Origin of the sequence: Aliigemmobacter aestuarii, from assembly GCF_004799285.1 — a bacterium.
In the GTDB taxonomy this organism is placed as follows: Bacteria; Pseudomonadota; Alphaproteobacteria; order Rhodobacterales; family Rhodobacteraceae; genus Aliigemmobacter; species Aliigemmobacter aestuarii.
Map to the genome: position 1 here is coordinate 971,696 of NZ_SSND01000001.1, position 26,154 is coordinate 997,849.

Here is a 26,154-nt window from a genome sequence, read left to right on the forward strand (position 1 = left end):
CTTGCCGGGCAGGTTATCAGCTTTGCGGCGCCGGGGGAATCCGGCGCCTGTTCACGTTCTCTTTCGTTCACGGCAACAAGGGCGACCAAGCCGGATCGGACGCCGCCGTCTCGGTCTGGATCTGTTTGAGGTTCCGCCCCGAGATATCAACCGAATAAAGCGCGGGCCGCCCACCTTCGCCCGCCGTCTCGCGGGTGAACATCAGCACCCGGCCGTTCGGCGCCCAGGTCGGGCCTTCATCCAGGAAGGAGGCGGTCAGCAGACGTTCCTCGGACCCGTCGGTGCGCATCACGCCGATGTGGAAGCGGCCCGCGTTCTGCTTGGTGAAGGCGATCAGGTCGCCGCGCGGCGACCAGACCGGGGTGCCATAGCGCCCCTGCCCGCCCGAGATGCGGCGCGGCTCGCCACCCGAGGCGGGCATGATATACAGCTGCTGCGTGCCGGTCCGGTCGCTTTCGAACACGATCTGGCTGCCGTCCGGGCTGAACGACGGCGCGGTCTCGATCGACGGCGCGTTCGTCAGTTGCGTCAGCTGCCCCGACCCCAGCGACAGCGCGTAAAGGTCGCTGTTGCCGCCCCGCTCAAGCGAAAAGACCACAGTCTGCCCGTCCGGCGAGAAGCGCGGCGCGAAGGTCATCGTGCCGGGCTGTTCGGCAAGGGCGCGGGTCGCGAGGCTGGCCACGTCCATCAGGTAGATGCGCGGAAACCCCGAGGTGTAGGAGGTGAACAGGATCTGGTCGCCCCGGGGCGAAAAGCGCGGCGCCAGCACGATCGACGAGGAATCCGTCAGATAGGCCAGGTTCGCGCCGTCATAATCCATCACCGCCAGACGCTTCTGCCGGGCGTTCTTCGGGCCGCTTTCCGACACGAACACCACACGGCTGTCGAAATAACCGCCCTCGCCCGTGATCCGGCTGTAGACGGCATCGGCCACCTTGTGCGCCATGCGCCGCCAGCTTTGCGTCGTTCCCGCGAACTGCAGCCCGTCACCCAAAGGCTGGCCCGAAACGACATCGAACAGCCGGAATTTCACCACGATCCTGTCGCCGCCCACCTCGACTGCGCCGGTGATCAGTGCCTGCGCGTTGATCGCCTTCCAGTCGGCATAAGCCACCGGCGCGTCAAAGCTGGTGACGCGGCTGATGTGGGCACTGGCCGGGATCTCGCGGAACAGCCCGGTGCCGGTCAGGTCCGAGGCGATCACCCGCGCGATGTTGGTCGCGTAATCGGCCGCCGCGCCGTTTTCGGCCACGAAATCCGGAGCCGCGAAGGGAAGCGGCTCGATCACGCCTTCCGTGATCTCGATCCGCAAGGGGCCGCTCTGCGCCAGCACGGGCGCGGACAGCGCCCCAAGGCCAAGCGCCACGCACAGGGCGGTGACTAGGGTACGGAACAGGCTCATGCGATCCTCATGCTTTGCGGTCTGGATAGCACGCTTCGGCGCGAAGCGTGACAGGCAACGGCGCGATCCGGCATAAATTTGCCGTGCGCCCTGCGCCAATGGGAAAAACCGGTCAGGCGGAACCCGTGTCATCGCATCCGCATCCCTTCGGGGTTGAAGACAAGTTCCAGCTCTTTCCACTGTTCGTATTTTTCGGGCGGCAGCGGGAACCCGCGCGACCCGCACATGATGACGGCGCGGCGCGCGGCCTCATAGGCCTGGCGTTCCGCCCCGTCCGTCCCGCCCGAGCTTTCGATCAGACGGATCGACCCGGCATCCGGAACGCCGTTCTGGGCCACGCTGACCCCGACGACGACTGTCGTGCGAAGCGCCTCGGTCGACAGCGAGCCGACGTTCCAGCAACGCTGGACGGCGACGCGCAGCGCGTCCTTCTCGCCGCCGGTCATCGGCGGCCCCGACGGCGCCGAGGGCCGGGCGGGTTCGGCCGTGGCCTCGGCAAGGGCGGCGGCCACGGCATCGTTCGTGCCCGTATCGGCGGGCGTTTCCGGTTGCGTCTCTGCCGGGGTTTCGGCCGGGGTTTCCCGGCGGGCGGGGCGCGGCTTCGGCCGGGCGCTGGCCACCGGGGCCAGAGCCTGGGCCTCTTCGACCTCTTCGGTCGCCTCGGTCCGCAGGATGTCGCCCGATTCCTCGGGGGCGGTCTCGGGGCGTTCTTCCTCGACCACCTCGGCCTCGGGTGCAGGTTCGGGGCTGACGGCGGGGGTCGGCTCGGGCGCGGTTTCCACAGGCTCTTCGGGCGCCACCACCGGATCAGGCGACACACGATCCGCCGGGCGCGGACGCGGACGGGGCGAGGCGGTCGGGACCGGGTCGATCGGCACGATTTCCGACGGCGGCGCGATGACCGGCTCGGCCTCGGGTTCGACCTGAGGCTCGACAACCGGTTGCGGCTCGGGCTCCGTTTCGGGCTGCGGTTGAGGTTCGGGTTCCGGCTCCGGTTGAGGTTCAGGTTCCGGCTCGGGTTCGGGGCGCGGCGGCGGCGCTTCGGGCTGCGGTTCGGGCGCCGGCGGCACTTCGACAGGCACGGCATCGGCCGGGACCGATGCCATCATCGCCTCGAACTCGGCCCCCGACATCAGCGACACCTCGGCCACCTCCACCGCCGGAAGGTCCTTCGGCGCAAAGAGCCAGTCCCCCAGGATGACCCAGAGGATCAGGCCCAGATGCCCGATGCCAGAGATGATGACGCCCTTGTTCATCGCCTGGGCCTAGTTGCCACCGCCAAAGGTCGGACCGTCGGTGTCCGTCACCAGACCGATGGAATTGAAACCGGCGGAATTGAGCGCCCCCATCAGCTGCGCCACGCGGGCATAGGGAATGCCACCATCGGCCCTAAGAAAGATCTTGTCGCTGGTCCGTTCCGCCGCAATCGCCTGCAGGCGGGGGATCAGCGTGTCTTCTGTCACTTCGGTCGTCTGGATCAGAAGCCGTCCGTCGGCGGCCATGGTGATCGACAGCGGTTCTTCCTGTTCGGTCGGCAGCGACCGTGCGGCGGTATCGGGCAGCTCGATCGGAACGCCCACCGTCAGCAGGGGGGCCGCAACCATGAAGATGATCAGCAAGACCAGCATCACGTCCACGAAGGGCGTGACGTTGATCTCGCTCATCGCGGCGGCCTTGCCGCGCCGGCGGCGGCCGCGGCGCCCGCCGCCTCCACCGCCCTTGATGACACCCGCGCCCATCGGTCAGGCGTCCAGCTGGCGCGACAGGATGGTGGCGAATTCGTCGGCAAAGGCTTCGTAGCCGCCGATGATGCGTTCGCTGTCGGCGTTCAGCTTGTTGTAGAACACCACGGCCGGAATCGCCGCGACAAGGCCGATCCCGGTCGCCAGAAGCGCCTCGGCGATCCCCGGCGCCACGACGGCAAGGTTGGTGTTCTGGCTGATCGCGATCTGCTCGAACGCGTGCTTGATCCCCCAGACGGTGCCGAACAGCCCGATGAAGGGCGCCGTCGAACCGACCGTCGCAAGGAAGGACAGGCCCTTGTTCAGCGCCTCGCTTTCGCGCGCGATGGCCACGTCCATGGCCCGGTCGATCCGGGCCTGCGCGCCCGCGATCAGGCCGCCGTCCTGCCTGTGGCTGCGCCGCCATTCGACCATGCCGCTGGCAAATATCTTCTCGCTTGCGCCCACGGCCTCGGGCCCGATGCGTTCGAACAGCTCGTCCAGCGGCTCGCCCGACCAGAAGGCCCGGTCGAACACCGCCGCCTCGCGGCGGGCACCGCGAAACATGATGTGTTTCTGGATGATGATCGCCCAGGACCAGAAGGACATGACCATAAGCATGATCATGACGATCTTAACCGTCAGGGTCGCGCGAGCGAAAAGGGCAAGCATGGAGAAATCAATCTCCTGCGCCATCGCGAGGGTTTCCGTTTCCATTACGCCTGCTCGTTGCTGTGGCCGTTGTCTCCGGCCTTCCATTACGCGTGATTCTACGCGGATTTGAGGGGGAAAGCCAACACATCCTTGCGAGGATGCAGGTTTCCGCCCAGAGGGCCTTCAAATGTCTGGCACGGCACCTGTGCAGCGCCCATGCGGGGTCAGTGCAGCCCCGGCGCCAGACGGGCGCGGATTTCGGGCGGAAGGCGGGCCGCGTGGCCATCCTCGGCCATGCAGACCAGCGTCACCGTGGCCGCGAACAGCCGCTCGCCCGTGCGGATCACCTCCTGCTCAAGCACGATCCGGGCGCCGCCGACCGTCTGGATACGGGTGACGACCTGCAACTCGTCATCGAATTTCGCCGGGCGCAGGTAATCGGCCTCGACCCGGCGGACGGCAAAGACGATGCCCTGATCGGCCCGCAGGCGGGTCTGGTCGATGCCGAGGCTGCGCACCCATTCGCTGCGCCCGCGTTCGATGAATTTCAGGTAGTTGGCGTAATAGACGATCCCGGCAAGGTCCGTATCCTCGTAATAGACCCTTAGGTGATGGATATGCGCCATGTCCGCTGCCCCCTGGGGCATCGCCCCTAATGCGCCCAAAGGGCTAGACGGAAACCGGCGCCTTGGCAATCTCGAAGCCCCGAAAACCCCGGATCGCGGCCCCTCAGGCCTGGGTCGTGCGCCCGGTCCGCGCGGCCAGCCGCAAGGCGTGGCTGGCATCACGGGCCACCGCCGGCATGACCGGATCGTAGGCCGCGCGGATCACGTCGCCGATTTCGGGGCGCAGGATGACCGTCTCGCCCGCGCGGGCCAACGGCGATGCGCCCAGAAAGGCCGTGTCCGACCACAGCAGGATGACCTGCACCGCCTGACTCAGCGCCAGCGTCTCGGCCGGGACAGATTGAAGATCGGAATCCATCCGCACAAAGACAAAGGCCGCCCGGATTGCGCCCGCCTCGTCGAAGCGGAAGATGCGGTACTGGTTGGCACCGGCCCCCTGCAACCGGTCGCAGAGCGGCGCCAGGTCGGGGATCAGCCTGTCAAGGTTGGGAACCTCGGGCAGTTCCGACCAATCCCGGAAGAAGAAGACCATCAGGTTCGCGCCCAGTTCCGGGTCCGTCTCGGCCATCTTGTGACCGGCCAGCGCAACGACCGCCTCGATCGCCCCCTTCACGACCGAAAGGGTCGCGTCATCCACCCCGAAGACCACCGGCACGATGGGCCGGCCCCAGCGTGCGCAAAGATACTGCCCGTCGGCCCGCGTGAACAGCGCCTGAACCTCTGCCGCATCCATCGCCCGCACCCTTTCCGCCTTCTGCCTTGCGCAACCACCGCTTAAGCCGTCTTTTCTGGCCCCGCAACCTTGGGCACTATGCGGGTGCAACAAAGAGGGCGCCGCCATGCTGAAGGGAATCGACCCGCGCATCACACCCGACCTGATGGACGTGCTGATGCGCATGGGGCATGGCGACGAGCTTGCGGTGGTGGATTCGAACTACCCCGCCCATTCGCTGGAAACCGTCACGGGCCGCGTGGTCGAGATGCCGGGGCTGGATGTCGTCGATACCCTTCGGGTGATCCTTGGCCTGATGCCGCTGGACGGGTTCACCGATCACGGCGCGCTGTGGATGGAACGCGACGGCGCCGGAGACGCACCCGACCCGGTGCATCAGGCCGCGCTGCCGGTGATCCGGGCGGCTCTTCCCGATGGCGCAGGGGTCGGGTCGATCGAACGGCAAGCCTTCTACCAGAAGGCACGCGGCGCATTCGCCGTGGTCCGCTGCACCGAAAACCGCCCCTTCGGCTGTTTCATCCTGCGGATGGGCGTGGTGTTTTGACATGGCGGCCTGACACCCGAGGCGCGCCGCCTGCCGTGGACAGGACCCTCGCGCATCGCGCCGGAAAGGCGTAACAGATCTGCATGATTCTCAACGCTCCGCTGCCTTTGTCCGAAACGCGCGCCCTGCCGGTCTGGCGGCGGCCCGTGTTCCTCTTGGCGCTGATGGCGGCGGCGATGCCGATCGCCTTCAATTCCTGGTCGGCGCTGCTGAACAACTTCGTGATCGAGGCCGCGGGTTTCACCGGCGTGGAAATCGGCTGGCTGCACACGGTGCGTGAGATTCCCGGCTTCCTTGCCATCGGCGTGATCTTCCTTATCCTGTTCATCCGCGAACAGGTGCTGGGTGTCGTCTCGCTGTTCCTTCTGGGCGTGGCGACGGCGGTGACCGCGTGGTTTCCGTCCTTCGGCGGGCTTCTGGTTGTCACGCTCCTGTCCTCGATCGGGTTTCACTACTATGAAACCGTGAACCAGAGCCTGCAGCTGCAATGGATCGAAAAGGCCCGCGCCCCCGAGGTGATCGGCAAGCTGGTGGCGGTTGGCGCGGGGGCCTCGCTTCTGGCCTACGGCGCGATCGTGCTGACGTGGAAAACCTTCGATCTTGACTACAACACCGTCTTCATGGTCGCGGGCGGGATCACGGCGGCCATTGCCGTGTGGTGCCTTCTGGGCTTCCGCCAGTTCGAGGCGCCCCACCCGCAGAACAAGCGCATGGTGCTGCGGCGGCGCTACTGGCTTTACTATGCGCTGCAGTTCATGGCCGGCGCGCGGCGGCAGATCTTCGTCGTCTTCGCCGCCTTCATGATGGTCGAACGCTTCGGTTTCCAGGTGCATCAGCTGACGGCGCTGTTCATGATCAACTTCGCGGTCAACATGGTGGTGGCCCCGTTCCTTGGCCGCTTCATCGGCCGCTTCGGCGAACAGAAATCCATGCTGATCGAATACACGGGCCTCGTCTGCGTGTTCATGGCCTATGGCGGGCTCTACTGGTTTGGCTGGGGCTTCGTCGTGGCGGCGGTTCTCTATGTGCTCGATCATCTGTTCTTTGGCATGTCCTTCGCGCTGAAGACCTATTTCCAGAAGATCGCCGATCCCGCCGACATCGCGCCCACGGCTGCGGTGGCCTTCACCATCAACCACATCGCGGCCGTGTTCCTGCCGGCGCTTCTGGGCTATCTCTGGGTCACCTCGCCGTCATCGGTGTTCCTTCTGGCGGCGGGGATGGCATCGACCTCGCTCACGCTGGCGCTTCTGGTGCCGCGCCACCCCGAACCGGGCAACGAGACGCGGCTGACCAACCGGCTGCGGCCGCTCGCAAGGGTATGATCCCGGCAATCCGTCGACAGGGCCGCGCCGCGCCGGGTGGCGCGTCTCCCGCTTCCCTGCTAGACAGCGCCCAAACGACAGCGCCAGCCGCAAGGATGCCCCGATGACCACCTATTCCGCCCTCACCACCCTGCCCGGCGAAGACCCGGCCGAGGCGCTGGCCGCTGCGATCGAAAAGCTGAATCCCGAACCTGTCGGTGTCGGCGTGTTCGAGATCGAGGACGGGTCGGGCCTGTGGGAGGTGGGTGCCTATTTCACGGAAAAACCCGACGAGATCATGCTGGATGTCCTCGCCGCTGCCTTCGGCGCGAAGCCCTTCGCGCTGTCGGAACTGCCCGATGTCGACTGGGTCGCCAAGGTGCAGCGCGAACTGCATCCGGTGGAGGCGGGGCGTTTCTTCGTCTATGGCAGCCATGACGCCGACAAGGTGCCCGCGGGCTGCATCCCGCTTCAGATCGAGGCGACCGTGGCCTTCGGCACCGGCCACCACGGCACCACCCTGGGCTGCCTGCGCGCTTTCGACCAGCTCTATTCCGACGGGTTCCGCCCGGCCCGCGTGGCCGACATCGGCTGCGGCACCGCGGTCCTGGCGCTGGCCGCCGCCGCCGTCCTGCCCGACGCGCTGATCATCGCCTCGGACATCGACGAGGTCGCCGTGGACGTGGCCGAGGCGAATGTCGCGATCAACGGGCTGGATGGCCGTGTCGAATGTCTTGAGGCCTCAGGCTTCGACCATCCCCGCCTCGCCAGCGCCGCCCCGTTCGACCTCATCTTCGCCAATATCCTGAAAGGCCCGCTGATCGAACTCGCCCCGTCCATGGCGGCGCATTGCGCGAAAGGCGGCGTCGCGATCCTGTCAGGCCTTCTGGTGGTTCAGGCCGAAGCGGTGACGGATGCCTATCTTGCCGCCGGCTTCGAACTGACGGCGCGCGAGGACATCGGGGAATGGTCAACGCTCGTCCTGCGAAAGCGCTGATGCCACAAAATCGCCGCCTTGGCCCTAATTTTGCCACAATCTGGCCCTAAGTAACCCTTAGGCGGGGGCCGAGAGTGTGGAGAAAGACATGTCCAACGCGGATCTCTCCGAATTCTACGGGCGTATTGCCCGCATCGAGAAGGCCCGGGCCCTTGGCTATGGATTTGAAGCCGAAGGCACCCTTGGCCGTTCCTATTATCGCAAACCGCGCAAACGGAGCCGCTCGATCGTGGCGCCGGTGATCTTTTCGCTGATGTGCGTCATCGGCATGAAGGGCGCCTTGCACCACCAGATCGGCGATGCGATCTACGACGCGCGGGTCGAACGCCTGATGCAGGGCGACGGGTTCGAACGCTTGGGCGGCTATCTCATGCAGGCAGACCCGGCGACGCTGTTCGTTTCGAAAAAGCTGTCGACCCTCTAAGCCGGGCACACCGCCGTCAACCGCTGGCCCATGGGCCAGAGGAACGGGTCATCGGGACGGGCCAGAGGGACCGTCAGAGGGATGGGCAGGGGCGGCCGGGCGCAGGCAGGTTCCATACAGGCGGAAAAACACAAAGGCCGCAGCGGTTAACCCCTGCGGCCTTCCTTCACGCGCCAGCATGTGTGTGGCGTCGTGTTCAGCGAACCACCGATCCGATGGCCTCAATGTCGCCGCGGCACAGGCCGATATCGTCCAGTTCGCGGTCCGACAGCCTGGCCAGCGCGTTGCGCGTCACGCGGGCATCGTTCCACGCGGCGACAGCAGCGAACACACCGCCGAAGAAGTTGATGAAGCGGTAGGTGGAAATGGCGCCGAAGGGCGCCGTACGGGTCGTCTCATAGGCGGCCATGACGGGTTTCCTTTTTCAGAACTGCTCAAACACCGGGCGTCCTGCTCGGCTGGCTGGTAATTATTCGTGCTGCATGTGCAAAACAACTGCCAAGGAAGCAATGCCCCCTTGCAGCAAATGCATGGCTCACAACCCGATTTTTGCCCTTTTTTCATTGGCAAAGCGGATGCAAGGCATGCCATCCGTCGCTTTCTTGCGTCACTGCGTCGGATTTCTGCATCTGCATAGTCTTCACCCCCCGGAATGGCAAGCCCGGAAAGCAGTTGGCGGATGTTCTCTTTTCGTGCTAATTCCGGTCCAGGGCAGGAAACACAGGGCAGGCACGGGGCAGGCATGCGCGTCATCGGCATCGATCCGGGGCTGAGAAACCTTGGCTGGGGAATCATCGACGTCTCGGGCGCGAGGTTGAGCCATGTCGCGAACGGCATCTGCCATTCCGCCCCCGGCGAGGGCGAAGGCGATCTGGCCGAGCGGCTGAAATCGCTTCATGCCCAGTTGACCGAGGTGATCCGCACCCATGCGCCCGAGACCGCGGCCGTCGAACACACCTTCGTCAACAAGGACGCGGTGGCGACGCTGAAACTGGGACAGGCGCGCGGTATCGCCCTTCTGGTGCCCGCGCAGTTCGGGCTGACGGTGGGCGAATACGCCCCGAACGCTGTCAAGAAGACGGTGGTCGGCGTCGGCCACGCGGCCAAGGCACAGGTCGATCACATGGTGCGGCTGCATTTCCCCGGCGTCCATCTCGCCGGGCCGGATGCGGCCGATGCGCTTGCTATCGCGATCTGCCATGCCCACCACCAGCAATCCGCAGGCCGACTGGTCGAGGCGCTGAAAAGGGCGGCAGGATGATCGGGCGGATTTCCGGCAGGCTCGACTACCGCGCCAGCGATCACGTGCTGATCGACGTGCGCGGCGTGGGATATATCGTCCATGTGTCCGAGCGAACGCTGGCCGCCCTGCCCGGCCCCGGCGAGGCCGTGTCGCTTTACACTGAACTTCTGGTGCGCGAGGACCTGCTGCAGCTCTTCGGCTTTCCGACCCTGATCGAAAAGGAGTGGCACCGCCTGCTGATGACGGTGCAGGGCGTCGGCGCAAAGGCCGCGATGGCGATCCTCGGCACCCTGGGTGCCGAAGGCACGTCGCGTGCGATCACGCTTGGCGATGCCCGCGCCATCCAGTCCGCCCCCGGAATCGGCCCGAAGATCGCCCAAAGGGTGGTGCTTGAACTTAAGTCGAAAGCGCCCGCGATCATGGCGATGGGTGCCGGCCCCGCCTCGGCCGCGCCCGACCTTGACGAGGTGGTCGAACCCCCGCCATCCGCCCCCGCCAGGGCGGCGCGCAAGCCGGCCGCCCCTGCGCCCTCACGCGCGAACCATTCCGCCGACGCGCTCTCGGCCCTTCAGAACCTCGGCTATGGGCCCGGCGAGGCGGCCCAGGCCGTCGCCACCGCCGCCGCCGAAACACCCGAGGCCGAAGCCCCCGCCCTGATCCGCGCCGCACTGAAACTGCTGGCACCGAAGGGGTAAGGCATGCAACCCGATCCCGCCCTTCGCCCCGAACGGATCCCGGAAGACGCCGACCGCGCGCTCAGGCCGCAGGCGCTCGACGATTTCGTGGGCCAGGCCGAAGCGCGGGCGAACCTGCGTGTCTTCATCGAAAGCGCCCGCAAGCGCGGCGAGGCGATGGACCACACGCTGTTCCACGGTCCGCCGGGCCTCGGCAAGACGACGCTGGCGCAGATCATGGCGCGCGAACTGGGTGTGGGTTTCCGCATGACATCGGGGCCGGTGCTGGCCAAGGCGGGCGACCTTGCGGCGATCCTGACCAACCTCGAACCGCGTGACGTGCTGTTCATCGACGAGATCCACCGCCTTTCCCCCGTTGTGGAAGAGGTGCTGTATCCCGCCATGGAGGATTTCGCGCTCGACCTCGTGATCGGCGAGGGTCCAGCCGCACGGACCGTACGGATAGACCTGCCGCCCTTCACGCTGGTCGGCGCCACCACCCGCCTTGGCCTGCTGACGACCCCGCTGCGCGACCGTTTCGGCATCCCCACACGGCTTCAGTTCTATACCGAGGACGAACTGGACCATATCGTGACCCGCGGGGCGCGGCTGATGGGGATCGCCACCGACGCTGACGGCACGCGCGAGATCGCCCGACGTGCCCGCGGCACCCCCCGGATCGCCGGGCGGCTCTTGCGCCGGGTGGTCGATTTCGTGACCGTCGAGGGTGACGGGCGGCTGACCCGCGCCATCGCCGACCGGGCACTGACACGGATGGGGGTGGACAACCTCGGCCTCGATGGGGCGGACCGGCGCTACATGCTGCTTCTGGCCGAACATTATGGCGGCGGCCCGGTGGGGGTGGAGACGATATCGGCCGCCCTGTCGGAAAGCCGGGATGCGATCGAAGAGGTGATCGAACCCTATCTGCTGCAACAGGGGCTGATCCAGCGCACGCCGCGCGGGCGGATGCTGGCCGCGCGGGCCTGGCGGCACCTGGGCCTCGAACCCCCAAGGGCACCCGGCCAGTCCGATCTCTTTGACGGATGACGCCGCCTCGGGGGGCATCGAGCCCCCGCTCGGCGGCCCTGCCGGCCGCCTGACCCGACCGCCGATCCGGACTTGTTCCGTTCAGGGGGCTTTCCGCCCCCTCGCCGCCTCCGGCGGCTCACCCCCCGAGGATATTTGAGCCAAAGAGAAGAACGTTTGACTCAAGTTGTCTTTCAACCTGGCGAAAATACCCTCGGGGGGTGAATTTGGCGCAGCCAAAGAGGGGGGCAGACAGCCCCCCTGCCCCCGCTGTCAGAAGAAGCTTTGCGGATCGATGTCAACGGCGAGGCGCAGGTTGGCTGGTGGTTTCAGCTGCCCGATCCATTCCGCGAGCGCGGCCTGCAGCGGCGCCGTCTTGTCCGCCTTGACGAGGAGCCGCACCCTGTGCCGCCCCCGGATGCGCGCGATCGGGGCCGGGGCCGGGCCGAAAACCTGCGCCGCGATCCGCCGCAGCGGAGCGTCGCGCCGGGCAAGTTCACCCGCGAAATCGAACACCTGCGCCACGTCGGGGCCCGAGAGGATGATCCCCGCCATGCGGCCGAAGGGCGGCATGCCCGCGGCGCGGCGCTCTTCGGCCTCGGCGCGCCAGAAGGCTTCTTCATCGCCGCCCAGGATCGCCCGGATCACCGGGTGGTCCGGCTGATGGGTTTGCAGCAGCGCCTCGCCCCGGCGTTCGGCACGGCCCGCGCGGCCCGCGACCTGGCGCATCAGCTGGAAGGTGCGTTCGGCGGCGCGCAGGTCCGACCCCTGCAGGCCAAGATCGGCGTCGATAACGCCGACCAGCGTCAGCAGCGGGAAATTGTGCCCCTTCGCCACGATCTGGGTGCCGATGATGATGTCGGCCCCGCCGTCCGCGATGGTGGCGATCTGTTCCTTCAGCGCCCGGGCCGACCCGAAAAGGTCAGAGGAAAGGACCGCGAGCCGCGCCTCGGGGAACCGGGCGGCGACCTCTTCGGCAAGCCGTTCCACGCCGGGGCCGACCGGGGCCATCCGCCCTTCGACCCCGCAGGCGGGGCAGGTCGTGGGCACGGGTTTCGTCGCGCCGCACTGGTGGCAGACCAGCCGTTTCAGGAACCGGTGTTCGACCATGCGCGCATCGCAGTCGTCGCATCCCACCTGATGCCCGCAGGCCCGGCAGATCGTCACCGGCGCATAGCCGCGCCGGTTGAGGAACAAAAGCGCCTGTTCCCCTGCCGTCACCCGGGCGCGCACGGCCTGGGCCAGCGGTTCGGAGATCCAGCGGTCGGCTGCCAGGGTTTCCCCCCGCATGTCGATCGCCCGCATCACCGGCAGTTCCGCCACCCCGAACCGCGACCCAAGGTCGAGGCGCGCGTATTTCCCCAGATCGGCGTTGACCCAGGTTTCAAGAGAGGGCGTGGCCGAGGCCAGCACCACGGGACAGCCACAGATCGCCGCGCGCAGCACAGCCATGTCGCGGGCGTTGTAAAGCACGCCATCCTCCTGCTTGTATGAGGTGTCGTGTTCCTCATCCACCACGATCAGGCCAAGTTCCCGGAAGGGCAGGAACAGCGCCGACCGCGCCCCCACGACCATCTGGCAATGCCCGCTGGCGACCATCTTCCACAGCCGCCGCCGTTCGGTCTGGGTCACGCCCGAATGCCATTCGCCCGGACGCGCGCCGAACCGGGCCTCGACCCGGGTAAGGAACTCTGACGTCAGCGCGATCTCGGGCAAAAGGACCAGCGCCTGCCTGCCCTGCCTGATGCATTCGGCCACGGCTTCCAGATAGACCTCGGTCTTGCCCGATCCTGTCACCCCTTTCAGCAGCGTCGTTCCGTATCCGCCTTGCGCGACCGCCGCGACAAGCGCATCGCCCGCCACCACCTGATCGCCTTCAAGGCGCACCTGCCCGTCCGGATCAAGGCGCGGGTAGGGCAGGTCGCGCGGCGCGTCCTCTTCCAGGATCGCGCCCTGTTTCACAAGGCCCTTCACGACCGAGGCGGTCACACCCGCCTCGGCGCACAGTTCGCCCAGGGTCATCGCCGCGCCCCCGAAGGCGGCCAGCGCCGCAAGCACCCGGGCCCGCGCATCGGTCATCCGGTCGGGTTCGGCGGGCCCTGCCCGCAACACCCGCCGCAGCCCCGGCGCATCGCCGAGCCCCGGCGCGCGGGTCGCGAGGCGCAGCATCGCCGGAAGTGGGGTCAACGTGTAATCGGCCGCCCGCGCCAGGAAGGCGCGCAACTCCGCCCGCATGGGCGGCGCATCCAGCACGCGGTGCACCCGGCGCAGCCGTGCCGCATCGAACCGCCCGTCGCCCGCACCCCAGACCACGCCGAGCACCCGGCGCGGGCCAAGCGGCACCTCGACAAAATCGCCCGTGCCGCAGCCTTCCTCGGGCGCGAGGTAATCCAGCACCCGGCCCAACGGCTCGGCCGTCAGGACGCCCACCCGGTCGCCGGGTGCAAAAATGCGGTCCTCTGCGCCGGTCACGCCGCCTGCCTCTCTTTCCCCTTGCCGAGTCATGGGGTATGACACGCCCCGACACCGCTGCAACCCCGCATCGTGCGGGACGAACCTCAAGGACAGCCGATATGCGTTTCTTTGTCGATACCGCCGATGTCGAGGCCATTGCCGAACTGAATGATCTGGGCATGGTCGACGGCGTCACCACCAACCCTTCGCTGATCCTGAAATCGGGCCGTGACATCCTGGAGGTCACGCGCGAGATCTGTTCGATCGTCGATGGCCCGGTTTCGGCCGAAGTCGTGGCGCTGAAGGCCGACGACATGATCGCCGAGGGCCGCAAGCTGGCCGAGATCGCACCGAACATCGCGGTCAAGGTGCCGCTGACCTGGGACGGGTTGAAGACCTGCAAGGTCCTGTCGGACGAAGGCAGGATGGTGAACGTCACGCTGTGCTTTTCGGCCAATCAGGCGCTTCTGGCGGCCAAGGCGGGGGCCACGTTCATCAGCCCCTTCATCGGGCGCCTGGACGACATCAACATCGACGGGATGGACCTGATTTCGGATATCCGGACGATCTATGACAACTACGGCTTCGAGACGAACATCCTGGCCGCCTCGATCCGCAGCGTGAACCACATGACGCAATGCGCGCTGGTCGGCGCGGATGTGGCGACCGCGCCCCCCAATGTGATCAAGGCGATGGCCAGCCACGTCCTGACGGACAAGGGGCTGGATCAGTTCATGAAGGACTGGGCCAAGACCGGGCAGAAAATCCTCTGACAGCTCCGCACAGGGCGGCAAACGGACGGGGGCGGCCATCGGGGCCGCCCCTTTCCGCATCTGCCCACAGGCGGCACGGCGTGCCCCCGCGCGTTGACCCAACTGCAACGCCTTGTGAAGAAAGGCCTGCAAGCCTGCAATTTTCTGCGGAAATCCGATCCGATGCCTGATATGGTCCGCGCCCAGAAGCGAAGAAACGCCTGGGACGGTACTTTCCATGATCGAACAGGACATGCGCGACCGCATCATCTCGGAACCCGAGGTGATCCTGGAAGATCGCGACCTGATGCGCGCGCTGATCGCGGCCAACGAACGGGCGATGGGGTCGAACATCATCGACCTTCGCGGGATCGCGATGGAACGGCTCGAGGCGCGGCTTGACCGGCTTGAAGACACGCACCGTTCGGTGATCGCGGCAGCCTATGAAAACCTGGCCGGCACCAATCAGGTGCATCGGGCGATCCTGCAGCTGCTGGATCCGCTGAGCTTCGAGGATTTCCTGAAATCGCTTGCCGGCGACGTGGCACAGACGCTGAAGGTGGATTGCATCCGGCTGGTGCTGGAAAGCGTGCAGGATGCAGACGACCCGGCGTTGCGGCGGTTGGGTGACGTGCTTTGCGTGGCCGAACCGGGGTTCATCGCGGATTACCTTTCGGGTGGCCGCAACGTGCCCCTGCGCGCTGTCACCCTGCGCCAGACGCTGCCCACATCGGACGCGATCTACGGCGACCGCGCCGCCTTTATCCGGTCCGAGGCGCTGATGCGGCTGGATTTCGGCAAGGGGCGCCTGCCCGGCCTTCTGGTCATGGGCGCCGAAGACCCGCATCAGTTCAAGCCGACGCATGGCACCGACCTTCTGGCCTTCTTCGCCGGGGTGTTCGAACGGACCATGCGTCGCTGGCTGTCGTGACCGGCGGGGCCGATACGCTGGCCATCTCGCCAGCGGCGCGGGCGGCGCTGTCGGAATGGCTGGCGCAACGGCGGGCACTGGATGGTGCGTCCGAAAACACGATCCGCGCCTATTCCCGCGATGTGGCGGGCTGGCTGGGGTTTCTGGCCGTGCATCGGGGTGGAAACGAGGGGTTGGCGGGGCTGGCCGATGTGCCGCTGTCCGATCTTCGGGCCTGGATGGCGCACGAACGCGCCCGGGGTCTTGGCGCGCGGTCGATGGCGCGGGCGCTGTCGGCGGTGCGCGGCTTCACCGCCTGGCTTGCGGACCGCCACGCGGGCGAGGCGACCGCCGTCCTGTCTGCCCGCAGCCCGAAATACCGCCGCAAGCTGCCGCGCCCGCTGACCGAGGACGCGGCCGAGGCGGTGATTTCCCATGTCGCCGATCAGGCACGCGAAGACTGGATCGCCGCGCGCGATACGGCGGTGGTCACGCTGCTTTACGGCTGCGGCCTGCGGATATCCGAGGCGCTTGGCCTGACCGGCGCCGCCCATCCCCTGCCCGAGGTGCTGCGCATCCGCGGCAAGGGCGGCAAGGAACGGCTGGTGCCCGTCCTGCCTGCCGCGCGCGAGGCGGTTGCAGCCTATGCCGATCTTTGTCCCTATGATCTGGTTGCCGATCGCCCGCTGTTCCGGGGGGCGCGTGGCGGCGCCCTCAACCCCCGCCTGATCGCGCTTGCGATGGAACGGGCGCGCGCCACGCTCGGCCTGCCGCCCACGGCCACACCGCACGCGCTGCGCCATTCCTTTGCCACGCATCTTCTTTCGGCGGGGGGCGATTTGCGCGCGATCCAGGAGCTTCTGGGCCATTCCTCGCTTTCCACCACGCAGGCCTACACGGCGGTGGACGCGGCGCGGCTGATGGAGGTTTACGAAAGGGCCCATCCCCGTGCCTGAGCGGGCCGGAACACTTGCACCCCGGGAAAATAGCTGCGAAACCCGAAAAATGGATATCCGCTACAAGGCCCTTTCCGTCCATCTCCTGACCGCGACCGGCGCGGTCCTGTCGATGTTGGCGATGCTGGCGGCGGTGGATGGCAAGTGGGATCTGATGTTCCTGTGGCTGGTCGTGGCGCTGGTCGTGGATGGCGTCGATGGCCCTCTGGCCCGCCGCTATCACGTCAAGACGAACTGGCCCACCTATGACGGTGTGCTTCTGGACCTGATCATTGACTATCTGACCTATGTCTTCATCCCCGCCTTCGCCCTGTTCAAATCGGGGCTGCTGCCGGGCTGGACCGGCTGGATCGCGATCATCGTGATCGTTTTCGGGTCGGTGATCTATTTCGCCGATACGCGGATGAAGACGAAGGACAATTCCTTTGCGGGCTTTCCGGCCTGCTGGAACATGTTCGTGCTGGTGATGTTCGCGCTTGAGCCCGGCAAGGGCTGGATCCTCGCGATGGTCGTAGCGCTGACGGTCGCGATGTTCACCAACCTGAAATTCGTCCATCCCGTGCGCACCGACCGCTGGCGCAGCGTCACCCTGCCGATGGCCTTGGGGTGGACATTCTTTGCCGGCTGGGCGGCCTGGGTCGATTTTCACCCGGCCATCTGGGTGCATTGGGGCCTGGTGGTGACATCGGTCTATCTGGTGCTGGCGGGCATCGCACAGCAGATCATCCCCGAAGGCCTGACGCGGATCCGCTGAGCGTTCAGATCAACAGCCCCGCCGCGCCTTCATGGCGCAAGAGGGCGACCTTGGTTTCCACCCCGCCCGGCGCCGAGAACCCGCCAAGCCCGCCCTTGCCCAGAACCCTGTGGCACGGGATGAGGATCGGGATCGGATTTGCACCGCAGGCCTGCCCGACGGCCTGCGCCGGCACCCCCAGATCGCGCGCAAGATCGCCATAGCGGCGCACCTCGCCGAAGGGGATCGCGGCCATCGCCCTGCGCACCCTTTCCTGAAACCCGGTGCCAAAGTCCAGCGGCAGGTCGAAGGCGCACAACCGGGCGTCAAAATAGGCCGCAAGCTGCCGTGCCGCCTCGACCTGAAGGGCGGAGGGGTCAGGCCCGGAAGGTTTCCAGTAAAGCGCCACGATCCGCCCGCCCGCCTCGGCCACCGACAGCGGGCCGAAAGGGGACCGGACGGTCGCGCTCACAGGCGAAGCCCCGGATAATGCGACGGGCAGTCCTGCCCGGCATCCCATCCGTCCATGTCGCCTGCCGCCAGAAGGGCATTCACGATCGCCTCTTCCGTGGCCTCGATCGCCGCTTCGAAAAGGGGCGAACAGGCCTCGGGCGGCAAGGAAGGGATGCCGCGCGCGGTCGAGAAGGCCAGCGCGTAATCGCCCGACCCGTTCGACAGCGCCGCCCCGGTGCGCGCCAGCCCGCCGAAGGCGCGGGTCGCCAGCCGTGTCAGGCCGCGCGCATCCAGCGGCGCGTCGGTGGCCAGGATGATGACGATGGACCCGTCCTTGTCGGCCGTCGAACCGGGCCAGTCCCGCCCGTTCAGCCGCAGGCTTCCGCCAAAGTTGGCCTGCACCAGAACGCCAAGGGTCTGGCGATCCACGATGCGCGAGGCGGTGCCGATCCCGCCCTTCATCCCGAAGGCCACGCATCCCGTGCCCGCGCCGACCGCGCCCTCGGCCACAGGGCCGGGGCGGGCAGCATCAAGCGCCATGCGCATTTCGGCCAGCGTGGGGCGGGGCGCGCGGATATCGTTCAGGCGGCTGTCATTGGTTTCGCCCACCACGGCATTGATGGATGTCACGCGCGCGTTGCCGGGCTGGTCCAGTGTGTGCGCCACCAGCGCCTGCATTGCCCGGCCCACGGCCAGCGTGTTGGTCAGAAGGATCGGCGTTTCCAGTTGCCCCAGCTCCTGCACCTGCGTGACGCCCGCGAACTTGCCAAAGCCGTTCAGAACGGAAATTCCCGCCGGAACCTTCTCGGCGAACAGGTTTCCCGGATGGGGCAGGATCGCGGTCGCACCGGTGCGGGTGCGTTCGCCCTCGATCAGGGTGACATGCCCCACGGCCACACCCGCCACATCGGTGATCGCGTTCCAGCGACCGGGCGGAAACCGCCCGATCATCACGCCATGATCCCGCGCGCGGGCCACCCGGCCCTAGCCCAGTGCGTCGTTGCAGCGCTTGCAGGTGCCTGCGTGCGCGTGGCTTCCCACATCGGGCAGGATCTGCCAGCAGCGCTGGCACTTCTCGCCCTCGGCCAGTTCGAAGACCACCGCCACGCCGGGCACTTCGGGCAGGCGGAACGCCTCGGCCGGTTCCGGATCGCCCGTCACCTGGATGTCGCTGGTGATGCAGATTTCCGCGAAATCCACCGATTTCAGCGCCGCCAGAACGGCCTTGTCCTGCACATGCACGACGGGCGCTGCCTCGAGGCTCGCGCCGATCACCTTGGCGGTGCGCTGCACCTCAAGCGCGGCGGTCACCACGCGGCGCACCTGGCGCACCTGCGCCCATTTCGCCGCCAGCGGTTCGTTCAGCCAATCGGCCGGAGTGTCGGGGAAATCCTCCAGGTGGATCGACGCCGCCTCGTCCGCGTTCCGGCACAGCCAGGCCTCTTCCATGGTGAAGACCAGGATCGGCGCCAGCCAGACGGTCAGACGGTGATAGAGGATGTCCAGAACCGTCCGGCAGGCCCGCCGCCGGATCGACCCCGGCGGATCGCAGTAAAGCGCGTCCTTGCGGATGTCGAAATAGACCGCCGACAGGTCCGTGGTGGCGAAGGTGAACAGCTTCTGGAACACGCCCTGGAAATCATAGGCGGCATAGCCCTTGCGCACCTCGGCATCCAGTTCCGCCAGACGATGCAGCACCCATTGTTCCAGTTCGGGCATCTCGGCCGCAGCAACCCGTTCGGCAGGATCGAACCCGTCCAGATTGCCCAGGATGAACCGCATGGTGTTGCGCAGCCGCCGATAGCTGTCGGCCACGCCCTTCAGGATTTCCTTCCCGATCCTGAGGTCGACCGTGTAATCCGACAGCGCCACCCACAGCCGCAGGATATCGGCACCGTATTCGTCGATCACCTGCTGCGGGGCCACGGTGTTGCCCAGAGACTTGGACATCTTCATGCCCTTCTCGTCCAGGGTGAAGCCGTGGGTCAGCACACCGCGATAGGGCGCGCGACCGCGCGTGCCGCAGGCCTGCAGCATGGAGGAATGGAACCAGCCGCGATGCTGGTCGGTGCCTTCCAGGTAAAGGTCGGCCAGACCGTCCGCCGTGCCATCGGGCCGGTCGCGCAGCACGAAGGCATGGGTCGAGCCAGAGTCGAACCACACATCCAGCACGTCGAAGACCTGTTCATATTCGGACGAATCCACAAGGTCCGACAACACGCGGTCCTTGAAACCTTGCACATACCAGACGTCGGCGCCCTCGGCTTCGAAGGCCGCGACGATGCGGGCGTTCACCCGGTCGTCACGCAGCAGGAAATCCGGATCGGTGGGCCTTGCGCCCTTCTTCACGAAACAGGTCAGCGGCACCCCCCAGGCGCGCTGGCGCGACAGCACCCAGTCGGGGCGGCCCTCGATCATCGAGTAAAGCCGATTCTTGCCCGAGGGCGGCGTGAAGCTGACAAGCTCCGAGATCGAGCGCAGCGCGCGTTCCCGGATCGTGTCGCCATAGGCCCCCTGCCCGTCCTCGATCGGCCGGTCGATCGCGGCAAACCACTGCGGCGTGTTGCGATAGATCAGTGGCGCCTTGGACCGCCAGCTATGCGGATAGCTGTGCTTGATCTTGCCCTTGGCAAACAGCGCGCCGGCATAGGCCAGCTGCTTGATCACGCTGACGTTGGCCGGGCCTTCCTTGCCATCGGGCTGGATGATCGCCTGCCCCCCGAACAAGGGCAGATCGGCGCGATAGCTGCCGTCGGGTTCGACGTTATAGGTCATCGGCAGGCCGAATTTCAGGCCCAGCTGATAGTCGTCATCCCCGTGGCTGGGCGCGGTATGAACAAACCCCGTGCCCGCATCATCGGTCACATGATCGCCCGGCAGCATGGGAACATCGAAATCCCACTCGCCCGCGCCACCCTCGACACCCCGGAAGGGGTGGGCGAGGGTGAGATTGGCAAGTTCGACTTGGCTGACGTCCCGTCGGAGTTCCAATGCGTCAATCTTGGCGGCTGATGCGACATCGTCGGCTCGGGACTTGGCGATGATGAGCAGCTCACCGTCTTTCGCATTACTACCATCATTCGAACCAACTACTTGGTAGAGGCCGTAGTCGACCGAAGCATAAGAAGGATTGAATGCAACTGCACGGTTCTGCGGAATCGTCCATGGAGTAGTCGTCCAAATGACTACGGATGCTTGCAGCAACTCGTCCTTGACGCTCTGAGATGCCGCCTCAGCCTCAACGGGATCAATAATGATCTGCTTGACGGCATCGGCAAACTCATTTGCCCCGACCTTCACGACCGGAAACCGCACCCAGATCGTGTGGCTGGTGTGGTCGTGGTATTCCACCTCGGCCTCGGCAAGCGCGGTCTTTTCGACCGGCGACCACATCACGGGTTTCGATCCCTGATAGAGCGTGCCGTTCATCAGAAGCTTCATGAATTCCGCCGCGATCACCGCCTCGGCGTGGAAATCCATCGTGAGGTAAGGATCGGCCCAGTTGCCGGTCACGCCGAGGCGCTTGAATTCGTCGCGCTGGATGTCGATCCAACCCTCGGCGAACTTGCGGCATTCCTGGCGGAAGGCCACCACGTCGACGTCGTCCTTATTCAGGCCCTTGGCGCGATACTGTTCCTCGATCTTCCATTCGATCGGCAGGCCGTGGCAATCCCAGCCGGGCACATAGCGCGCGTCATGGCCCATCATCTGCTGGGACCGCACCACCATGTCCTTCAGGATCTTGTTCAGCGCGTGGCCGATGTGCAGGTGGCCGTTGGCATAGGGCGGGCCGTCATGCAGGGTGAAGGGCTTGCGCCCCGTCTTCTCGCGCAGGCGGTCATAGACGCCGATCTTCTCCCAGCGGGCCAGCCAGCCGGGCTCGCGCTGCGGCAGGCCCGCGCGCATCGGAAATTCGGTTTCCGGCAGGAAGACGGTATCGCGATAGTCGGGGCCAGTCGTGTCGGGCGTATCGGCGCACATGGGCGGGGTCCTTGAAAAGGTCGGATGAAGCGGAAAGGGCGCAAGAGGTTGGTCCCGGCGCCCCGCTGTTCAGGACGCCGGGCCGCTAATTCGTATCGCGTTGCGGGCGGCCGGATGCTTCATGCCCCGCCTTATAGGGTTGGGGCCGGTCCGGGTAAAGGGGGGGGGCAGAGCCCCCTTCCTGCGGCGGGCGCGCGACAGGCTGTCGCTTGTCAGGGGCGCGGGTTTCGGCAAAGGATGCCGGGAAAGGACGCGCCATGCCCGCCATTCCGCCCCGGTTCCCCGTCACCCCGGCCGAGATCGACGCCGTGGTCGAGGAATTCTACTTCCTGATCCGCCAGCATCCCGGCCTTGGTCCGGTGTTTGCTGCCCATGTCACCGACTGGCCCGCGCATGAGGAAAAGATCGCGCGCTTCTGGCGCAATGCGATTCTGTTCGAAGGCGGCTATGACGGCAATCCGATGCACTCCCACCGCGCCGCGGGGAATGTCCGGCCGGGAATGTTCGACGTCTGGCTCGGGCTGTTCGACACGGTGCTGCGGCGCAACCTGCCCATTGAAACCGCCGCGCAATGGTCCGCCCTCGCCCACCGGATCGGCAGGGGCCTGCGCTATGGTCTGGTCGAGGCGCAGACCGACGCGCAGGGCATCCCCCGCCTGCGCTAGGCGGTCCCAGTCTGCCGCCCCGCAGCCCAACGGTTGAGCCATGCCAGCCCCGCCAGGGACAGACCGAGCGCCAGGAACGAGGCGACCCGCGTCAGCCCGGTCAGCCCCGAGGCATCGACCAGGAACACCTTGGCCACCGTCAACCCGATCACCGCCATCGCCAGACGCCGCAGCAGGACGGACCGCTTTGCCAGCGCCTGCCAAAGCAGCACCGCCCCGGTCAACATCATCGCCATCGTGTAGGTGTAAAGCTCGCCCTGCGTGACGCCCATGGCCCCGAGGTCGCGCGCATGAAACCACGACCGGATCTCCAGCACCGCGTAAAGCGTCAGAAGCGCCGTGCCCGCAGCCAGAAGCATCACCGACACGACGCGGGACGGCTGGCCAAGCCAGCGCCGCGCCACGATCAGCACGATCCCCGGCAGGGCATAGGCGATGGCCAGCGTGTCGACCACAGGCGGGCCGAAGACGCGGCTTTCGCCAAAGATCCCCGCCGCCGGGTTCGCGATGGTGACGGCCCCCAGTTGCAGCAGGGCATAAAAGGCGCCTGTCAGGATCGAAAGCCCGATCCGGATGAACCTTAGCGCCCCCCCCAGCCTTGCCCGCACCAGCTGCCCCAGGGAAACGGCAAGCCAGGGCAGCGCCAGAAGGGTGATGCGCCAGGCTTCGACACTGTAGGTGACGGGAAGCAACGCCTCCAGCAGGCGCCACAACAGGACATCGGCCAGAAGCGCGGCAAAGACCCAGACGGCGGAGTCCAGAACGACCCTGGCCAGCGGCCGGTCCAGTTCGCGCAACAGCCACAGCCCGGCCAGACCGGCACCGACGGCAGACCCGTTGGCCAGCAGCACTTCCCACAGGGGGCCATCCTCGAAGGCCCAGGCGAGGCCCGGATCGGCAACCAGGCGCCAGGCCAGAACGGCCGTCGCCGCCTGGATGAACCAGGCCATCTCGGGCAGGCGGAACTGCCGGTCGAGTGCGGCCGCGACCACCAGCAGCACCCCAAGCGCGACAGTCAGCGCCGCAGAACTCAGCGTGACGACCATCGCGAAGGCAATAAGCACCAGCGCCGACAGGGTCGCATAGGTGGCGCCCGGCTTCTGCCCGGACCGCGCGAGCATCAGGGCAAGCCCGGTCATCATCGCGGCGGCCGCCATCGCGTGCAACGCCCAGGGGTAGGCCCCGAGGACCGGAACGGGCAGCCAGAAGACCTCAAGCATGAAGCCCGCCGCGGGCAGGATCGCGGCCGCGATCACGGCCCAATACCGCGGGCGGTCCGGCCCGATCAGTGCACGCATTCCCGCCGCCGCCGCCATCGCCACGGCCAGAAGCACCAGAAGCGACACGATCGCCGGTGCGCCGGTTTCCGGCGGGCGGGCGGCGATGGTCTGGGCCGCGAAGTCCCGCGCGATGCCGCCGTATTCCGTCCACTCCAGCGGCAGGCGCGCGACAAAACCGATCACCGGCAGAAGCAGAAGGTCGCTGACGGCCGGCGAACGGCTGGCCCAGACGGCGCCGCCCGCGGCCAGAAGCGTCAGCAACACGAACGCGGGCAATGACGCCTCTCCGGGCTTGACGACCGCCAGCAGGATCAGCACCGAAGCCAGCAGTGCCGCAGCGACAAGGCGCACCGGGAATTCCGGCCACGCCCCCTTTGCACCGGAGGCGAAGGCGCGCAGGATCGCGCCGCCGACCGTCGCCCCTGTCATCACCGGCATCAGCGACCGGACCGGGATCGTGAAGGCCAGGGCGGGCAGGCCCGTGGCCAGCAGGGCAAGGCCGAAATCCGACCCGCCACCCGCATCCACCAGAAGGCCGACGCCATAGCCCAGAGACAGCGCCAGCACCGAAATCCAGGCCCAGCGGCGGAAGGCGTCGATACCCAGACCCACCGCCGCGATCAGCGCGGCATAGCCGTAAAGCCAGTCGATGCTTTCGGCGCTGCCGCCGGTCAGGAAGGGCGCGGCGGCGGCCCCCGTCAGGCCCATCGCGGCCAGGACCGGGGTATGCCGCCAGCCAAGGTAAAGCGCGCCGCCCGCGACCACCAGGAGGCCGGCGATGGTCGGGACTGGGCCGATCAGCCCGTACATCTGGCGCGCCGCAAGGATCGCCGCGAAGCCAACCGTGATCCCGGCGGCCGAGAAGGTCGAGGGCAGATAGGCTGTCGCCCCGTCGGCATCGCCATGCCTGCGGCGCAGCCATTCGCCGGCGGCGACCAGCCCTGCCCCCAGTGCAAGGGCGGCCAGCACCCTGAAAGGCGGCGGCAAGAGGCCCTTCTGCACCCCGTACTGGACAAGGAAGATACCCGCCAGACCAAGCGAGACGGCCGACAGGACATAGACCCAGTTCTGGACGAGCCACCGCCCCAGCGTGGCGATCCGGTCAGCGCGGAAGACCAGGGGCCGATCCTGCGACACGTCGGGCTCAGCTTGGCGCCGCATTCCTGCCCCGGCTGTTGCGGCCGCCTGCACGGGCACGGGGATCACCGGACCACCGGCGGCGGGGGTCGTGCGCCCGCTCCACGGGTCCTTGATGACAGGTCTTTCCGACGGCTCTGCCGCGCTGTCTTCGGGCCGAGATGCCGGAACCGCCGGGCTTTCGGGTTCGGCCTGCGGGGCTGGGGGCGTGGGCGGGGCGGCGGTCGCGGGCTGGCGCCGTTCGGCAAGCCCCGCACCGGCGCGCGCTTCGGTCAGCGCCTGTTCAAGGTCGCTCACCCGGCCCTTCAGACCCCGGACAGCGACCAGCAGGTAAACGATGGCGATCGGGATCGCCAGCGCGACCAGCACCACCATCAGAATGAGCGCGTCTTCCATTCCACCGTCACCCGCACTTCGCCCATCACGAGCGCCCTTGTTACGGGCGACCCATCAGGCGCATCTGATCATGCGGCAGGCCGAAAGGCTAGTCCGGCTTTCCCGACCCGGCGTCGGCCTCGTCCCGTTCAAAGACTCCGGCCAGCGCGCGGCCGACAAGGTTCGTCACCTTCGGCTTGGGCAATGTATGGAACGGCATCGGGCGGCAAAGCTCCATCGCGGCCACACCCACCCGCGCGGTCAGCGCACCGTTCACCAGCCCCTCGCCAAACCGGCGCGACAGCTTGGACAGAATTCCACCGCCGGCCACCGAACCGATGAGGTCATCGGTCAGCGCCACGGCCCCGGTCGCCACCAGATGCGAAAAGACCCGCCGCATCAGCCGCCAGCTGCCAAGACTGCCGGACCGGCCGCCATAGATCTGCGCCATCTGCCGCACCATCCGCAGGTTGGAAAACAGTGCCGCCGCCACATCGGCCAGCGCCATCGGCACCAGCGCAGTCACCGTCGCCACCTGACGCGCGGCGGTTTCGATGCTGCGGCGCGCGGCCTGATCCAGCGGGGCCATCAGTTCGGTCTCGGCCAGGTCGAGCAGCGCATCGGCATCCATCACCTGCGCGCGCCGTTCCCCGAACCGGGCGCGCGCCCAGGCCAGATCCTCGCGCCCGGCATAAATCCGCGCCACCGCGTCGACCGTGGCGCGCGCCTCGGCCAGGTCGCCCGCCCGCGCCCGCGCGGCCCTGTCACGCAGCCCCTCGATCCGGCCAAGCCGCAGATAGGCCAACCATTCCCGCAGCCCAAGGATCAGCGCCAACAGCGACGCAAGCAGGATCAGCCCGAAGGCCACCGCCCCCAGAAGCGCGTTCGAGGCCAAAAGCCCGTTGACGAAGTTCCAAGCGGCAACCGACAGCACGAAGGTGAAAAGGGCCGCAAAGACCCAGGCCGCAAGACGGCCAAGCCCCCCGCCCTGTCCCACACCCGTTGCCCGCATCGCGATCTGCATGGCCTGCCCGTTCGCCGCCGCAGCCTCGGGCACAGGCGGCGCCAGCCCCGGATCGGCGGGTCCGGCCATGGCCTCGCGCTCGT

25 protein-coding genes are annotated in these 26,154 nt (G+C 67.1%); 12 read left to right on the forward strand and 13 right to left on the reverse strand.

Going from position 1 to position 26,154, the window contains the following annotated elements; translation table 11 throughout:
- Positions 1–67 precede the first annotated feature (67 nt).
- The 6 genes from tolB to E7811_RS04715 form a co-directional block, all read right to left on the reverse strand.
- Complete coding sequence (gene tolB / locus E7811_RS04690; RefSeq protein ID WP_136393400.1) at positions 68–1,402, reverse strand: Tol-Pal system beta propeller repeat protein TolB; 1,335 nt, start codon at positions 1,400–1,402, stop codon at positions 68–70.
- Positions 1,403–1,530: 128 nt separating this feature from the next.
- Positions 1,531–2,658, reverse strand: a complete 1,128-nt coding sequence (locus E7811_RS04695) for a cell envelope biogenesis protein TolA (RefSeq protein WP_136393401.1) — start codon at positions 2,656–2,658, stop codon at positions 1,531–1,533.
- A gap of 9 nt (positions 2,659–2,667) precedes the next feature.
- A complete protein-coding gene (tolR, locus tag E7811_RS04700) occupies positions 2,668–3,141 on the reverse strand; it encodes a protein TolR (RefSeq protein WP_136393402.1) in 474 nt (157 codons plus the stop codon).
- 3 nt (positions 3,142–3,144) lie between these two features.
- Positions 3,145–3,840, reverse strand: coding sequence for a protein TolQ (gene tolQ / locus E7811_RS04705; RefSeq protein WP_136393403.1), 696 nt, complete (start codon positions 3,838–3,840; stop codon positions 3,145–3,147).
- A gap of 161 nt (positions 3,841–4,001) precedes the next feature.
- Entirely contained in the window at positions 4,002–4,403 is a 402-nt protein-coding gene (ybgC, locus tag E7811_RS04710) for a tol-pal system-associated acyl-CoA thioesterase (RefSeq protein ID WP_136393404.1), read from the reverse strand.
- A gap of 103 nt (positions 4,404–4,506) precedes the next feature.
- Complete coding sequence (locus E7811_RS04715; RefSeq protein WP_136393405.1) at positions 4,507–5,136, reverse strand: hypothetical protein; 630 nt, start codon at positions 5,134–5,136, stop codon at positions 4,507–4,509.
- A 106-nt stretch (positions 5,137–5,242) separates the two neighbouring features.
- Here E7811_RS04715 and E7811_RS04720 point away from each other — a divergent pair, with 106 nt between their 5' ends.
- The 4 genes from E7811_RS04720 (at position 5,243) to E7811_RS04735 (ending at position 8,405) form a co-directional block, all read left to right on the forward strand.
- Entirely contained in the window at positions 5,243–5,680 is a 438-nt protein-coding gene (locus E7811_RS04720) for an RbsD/FucU family protein (protein ID WP_136393406.1), read from the forward strand.
- A gap of 83 nt (positions 5,681–5,763) precedes the next feature.
- Complete coding sequence (locus tag E7811_RS04725) at positions 5,764–7,005, forward strand: MFS transporter (protein WP_136393407.1); 1,242 nt, start codon at positions 5,764–5,766, stop codon at positions 7,003–7,005.
- Between the two features lie 103 nt (positions 7,006–7,108).
- Positions 7,109–7,981 (forward strand): 50S ribosomal protein L11 methyltransferase, encoded by an 873-nt coding sequence (locus tag E7811_RS04730; RefSeq protein WP_136393408.1) that lies wholly within the window; start codon positions 7,109–7,111, stop codon positions 7,979–7,981.
- A gap of 88 nt (positions 7,982–8,069) precedes the next feature.
- The gene (locus E7811_RS04735) at positions 8,070–8,405 is read left to right on the forward strand and encodes a hypothetical protein (RefSeq protein WP_136393409.1); all 336 of its coding nucleotides are present in this window, start codon (positions 8,070–8,072) and stop codon (positions 8,403–8,405) included.
- A gap of 196 nt (positions 8,406–8,601) precedes the next feature.
- On the opposite strand, the gene E7811_RS04740 is transcribed toward E7811_RS04735, so the two are convergent.
- Entirely contained in the window at positions 8,602–8,814 is a 213-nt protein-coding gene (locus E7811_RS04740) for a DUF1127 domain-containing protein (protein ID WP_136393410.1), read from the reverse strand.
- 333 nt (positions 8,815–9,147) lie between these two features.
- Here E7811_RS04740 and ruvC point away from each other — a divergent pair, with 333 nt between their 5' ends.
- From ruvC to ruvB, 3 genes are read left to right on the forward strand one after another with little or no spacing between them, the layout of a single operon-like run.
- On the forward strand, positions 9,148–9,666 hold the full coding sequence (gene ruvC / locus E7811_RS04745) for a crossover junction endodeoxyribonuclease RuvC (RefSeq protein WP_136393411.1): 519 nt from the start codon (positions 9,148–9,150) through the stop codon (positions 9,664–9,666).
- Positions 9,663–10,343 carry a Holliday junction branch migration protein RuvA gene (gene ruvA / locus E7811_RS04750; protein ID WP_136393412.1) on the forward strand — a complete coding sequence of 227 codons (681 nt, stop codon included), beginning with the start codon at positions 9,663–9,665 and terminating at the stop codon, positions 10,341–10,343. Before ruvC ends, ruvA begins: the two co-directional genes overlap by 4 nt.
- A gap of 3 nt (positions 10,344–10,346) precedes the next feature.
- Positions 10,347–11,372 carry a Holliday junction branch migration DNA helicase RuvB gene (gene ruvB, locus E7811_RS04755; protein WP_136393413.1) on the forward strand — a complete coding sequence of 342 codons (1,026 nt, stop codon included), beginning with the start codon at positions 10,347–10,349 and terminating at the stop codon, positions 11,370–11,372.
- Positions 11,373–11,624: 252 nt separating this feature from the next.
- Here the strand turns inward: ruvB and E7811_RS04760 are convergent, their stop codons facing one another.
- Complete coding sequence (locus tag E7811_RS04760; protein ID WP_136393414.1) at positions 11,625–13,856, reverse strand: primosomal protein N'; 2,232 nt, start codon at positions 13,854–13,856, stop codon at positions 11,625–11,627.
- 68 nt (positions 13,857–13,924) lie between these two features.
- Between E7811_RS04760 and fsa the strand changes: the two genes are divergently transcribed.
- The 4 genes from fsa to E7811_RS04780 all read left to right on the forward strand — a co-directional run bounded on the left by fsa (position 13,925) and on the right by E7811_RS04780 (position 17,177).
- Positions 13,925–14,578, forward strand: a complete 654-nt coding sequence (gene fsa, locus E7811_RS04765) for a fructose-6-phosphate aldolase (protein WP_136393415.1) — start codon at positions 13,925–13,927, stop codon at positions 14,576–14,578.
- A 217-nt stretch (positions 14,579–14,795) separates the two neighbouring features.
- Complete coding sequence (locus E7811_RS04770) at positions 14,796–15,488, forward strand: DUF484 family protein (RefSeq protein ID WP_136393416.1); 693 nt, start codon at positions 14,796–14,798, stop codon at positions 15,486–15,488.
- Positions 15,485–16,423, forward strand: a complete 939-nt coding sequence (locus E7811_RS04775) for a tyrosine recombinase XerC (RefSeq protein WP_136393417.1) — start codon at positions 15,485–15,487, stop codon at positions 16,421–16,423. The genes E7811_RS04770 and E7811_RS04775 overlap by 4 nt, the downstream gene beginning before the upstream one ends.
- A 49-nt stretch (positions 16,424–16,472) precedes the next feature.
- Positions 16,473–17,177 (forward strand): CDP-alcohol phosphatidyltransferase family protein, encoded by a 705-nt coding sequence (locus E7811_RS04780; RefSeq protein WP_136393418.1) that lies wholly within the window; start codon positions 16,473–16,475, stop codon positions 17,175–17,177.
- 4 nt (positions 17,178–17,181) lie between these two features.
- Here the strand turns inward: E7811_RS04780 and E7811_RS04785 are convergent, their stop codons facing one another.
- The 3 genes from E7811_RS04785 to ileS are packed head-to-tail and all read right to left on the reverse strand — an operon-like array spanning position 17,182 to position 21,590.
- The gene (locus E7811_RS04785) at positions 17,182–17,628 is read right to left on the reverse strand and encodes a methylated-DNA--[protein]-cysteine S-methyltransferase (protein ID WP_168732926.1); all 447 of its coding nucleotides are present in this window, start codon (positions 17,626–17,628) and stop codon (positions 17,182–17,184) included.
- On the reverse strand, positions 17,625–18,587 hold the full coding sequence (locus tag E7811_RS04790; RefSeq protein WP_211092085.1) for a P1 family peptidase: 963 nt from the start codon (positions 18,585–18,587) through the stop codon (positions 17,625–17,627). The genes E7811_RS04785 and E7811_RS04790 overlap by 4 nt, the downstream gene beginning before the upstream one ends.
- A gap of 6 nt (positions 18,588–18,593) precedes the next feature.
- Positions 18,594–21,590 carry an isoleucine--tRNA ligase gene (gene ileS / locus E7811_RS04795; protein ID WP_136393420.1) on the reverse strand — a complete coding sequence of 999 codons (2,997 nt, stop codon included), beginning with the start codon at positions 21,588–21,590 and terminating at the stop codon, positions 18,594–18,596.
- A gap of 257 nt (positions 21,591–21,847) precedes the next feature.
- On the opposite strand from ileS, the gene E7811_RS04800 reads away from it, so the two are divergent.
- Positions 21,848–22,255 carry a group III truncated hemoglobin gene (locus E7811_RS04800; RefSeq protein ID WP_136393421.1) on the forward strand — a complete coding sequence of 136 codons (408 nt, stop codon included), beginning with the start codon at positions 21,848–21,850 and terminating at the stop codon, positions 22,253–22,255.
- On the opposite strand, the gene E7811_RS04805 is transcribed toward E7811_RS04800, so the two are convergent.
- Positions 22,252–25,068 (reverse strand): DUF2339 domain-containing protein, encoded by a 2,817-nt coding sequence (locus E7811_RS04805; RefSeq protein WP_136393422.1) that lies wholly within the window; start codon positions 25,066–25,068, stop codon positions 22,252–22,254. The two genes, E7811_RS04800 and E7811_RS04805, sit on opposite strands and share 4 nt — an antisense overlap.
- Before the next feature lie 88 nt (positions 25,069–25,156).
- A complete protein-coding gene (locus E7811_RS04810) occupies positions 25,157–26,140 on the reverse strand; it encodes a YcjF family protein (protein WP_136394231.1) in 984 nt (327 codons plus the stop codon).
- Between the last annotated feature and the right edge of the window lie 14 nt (positions 26,141–26,154).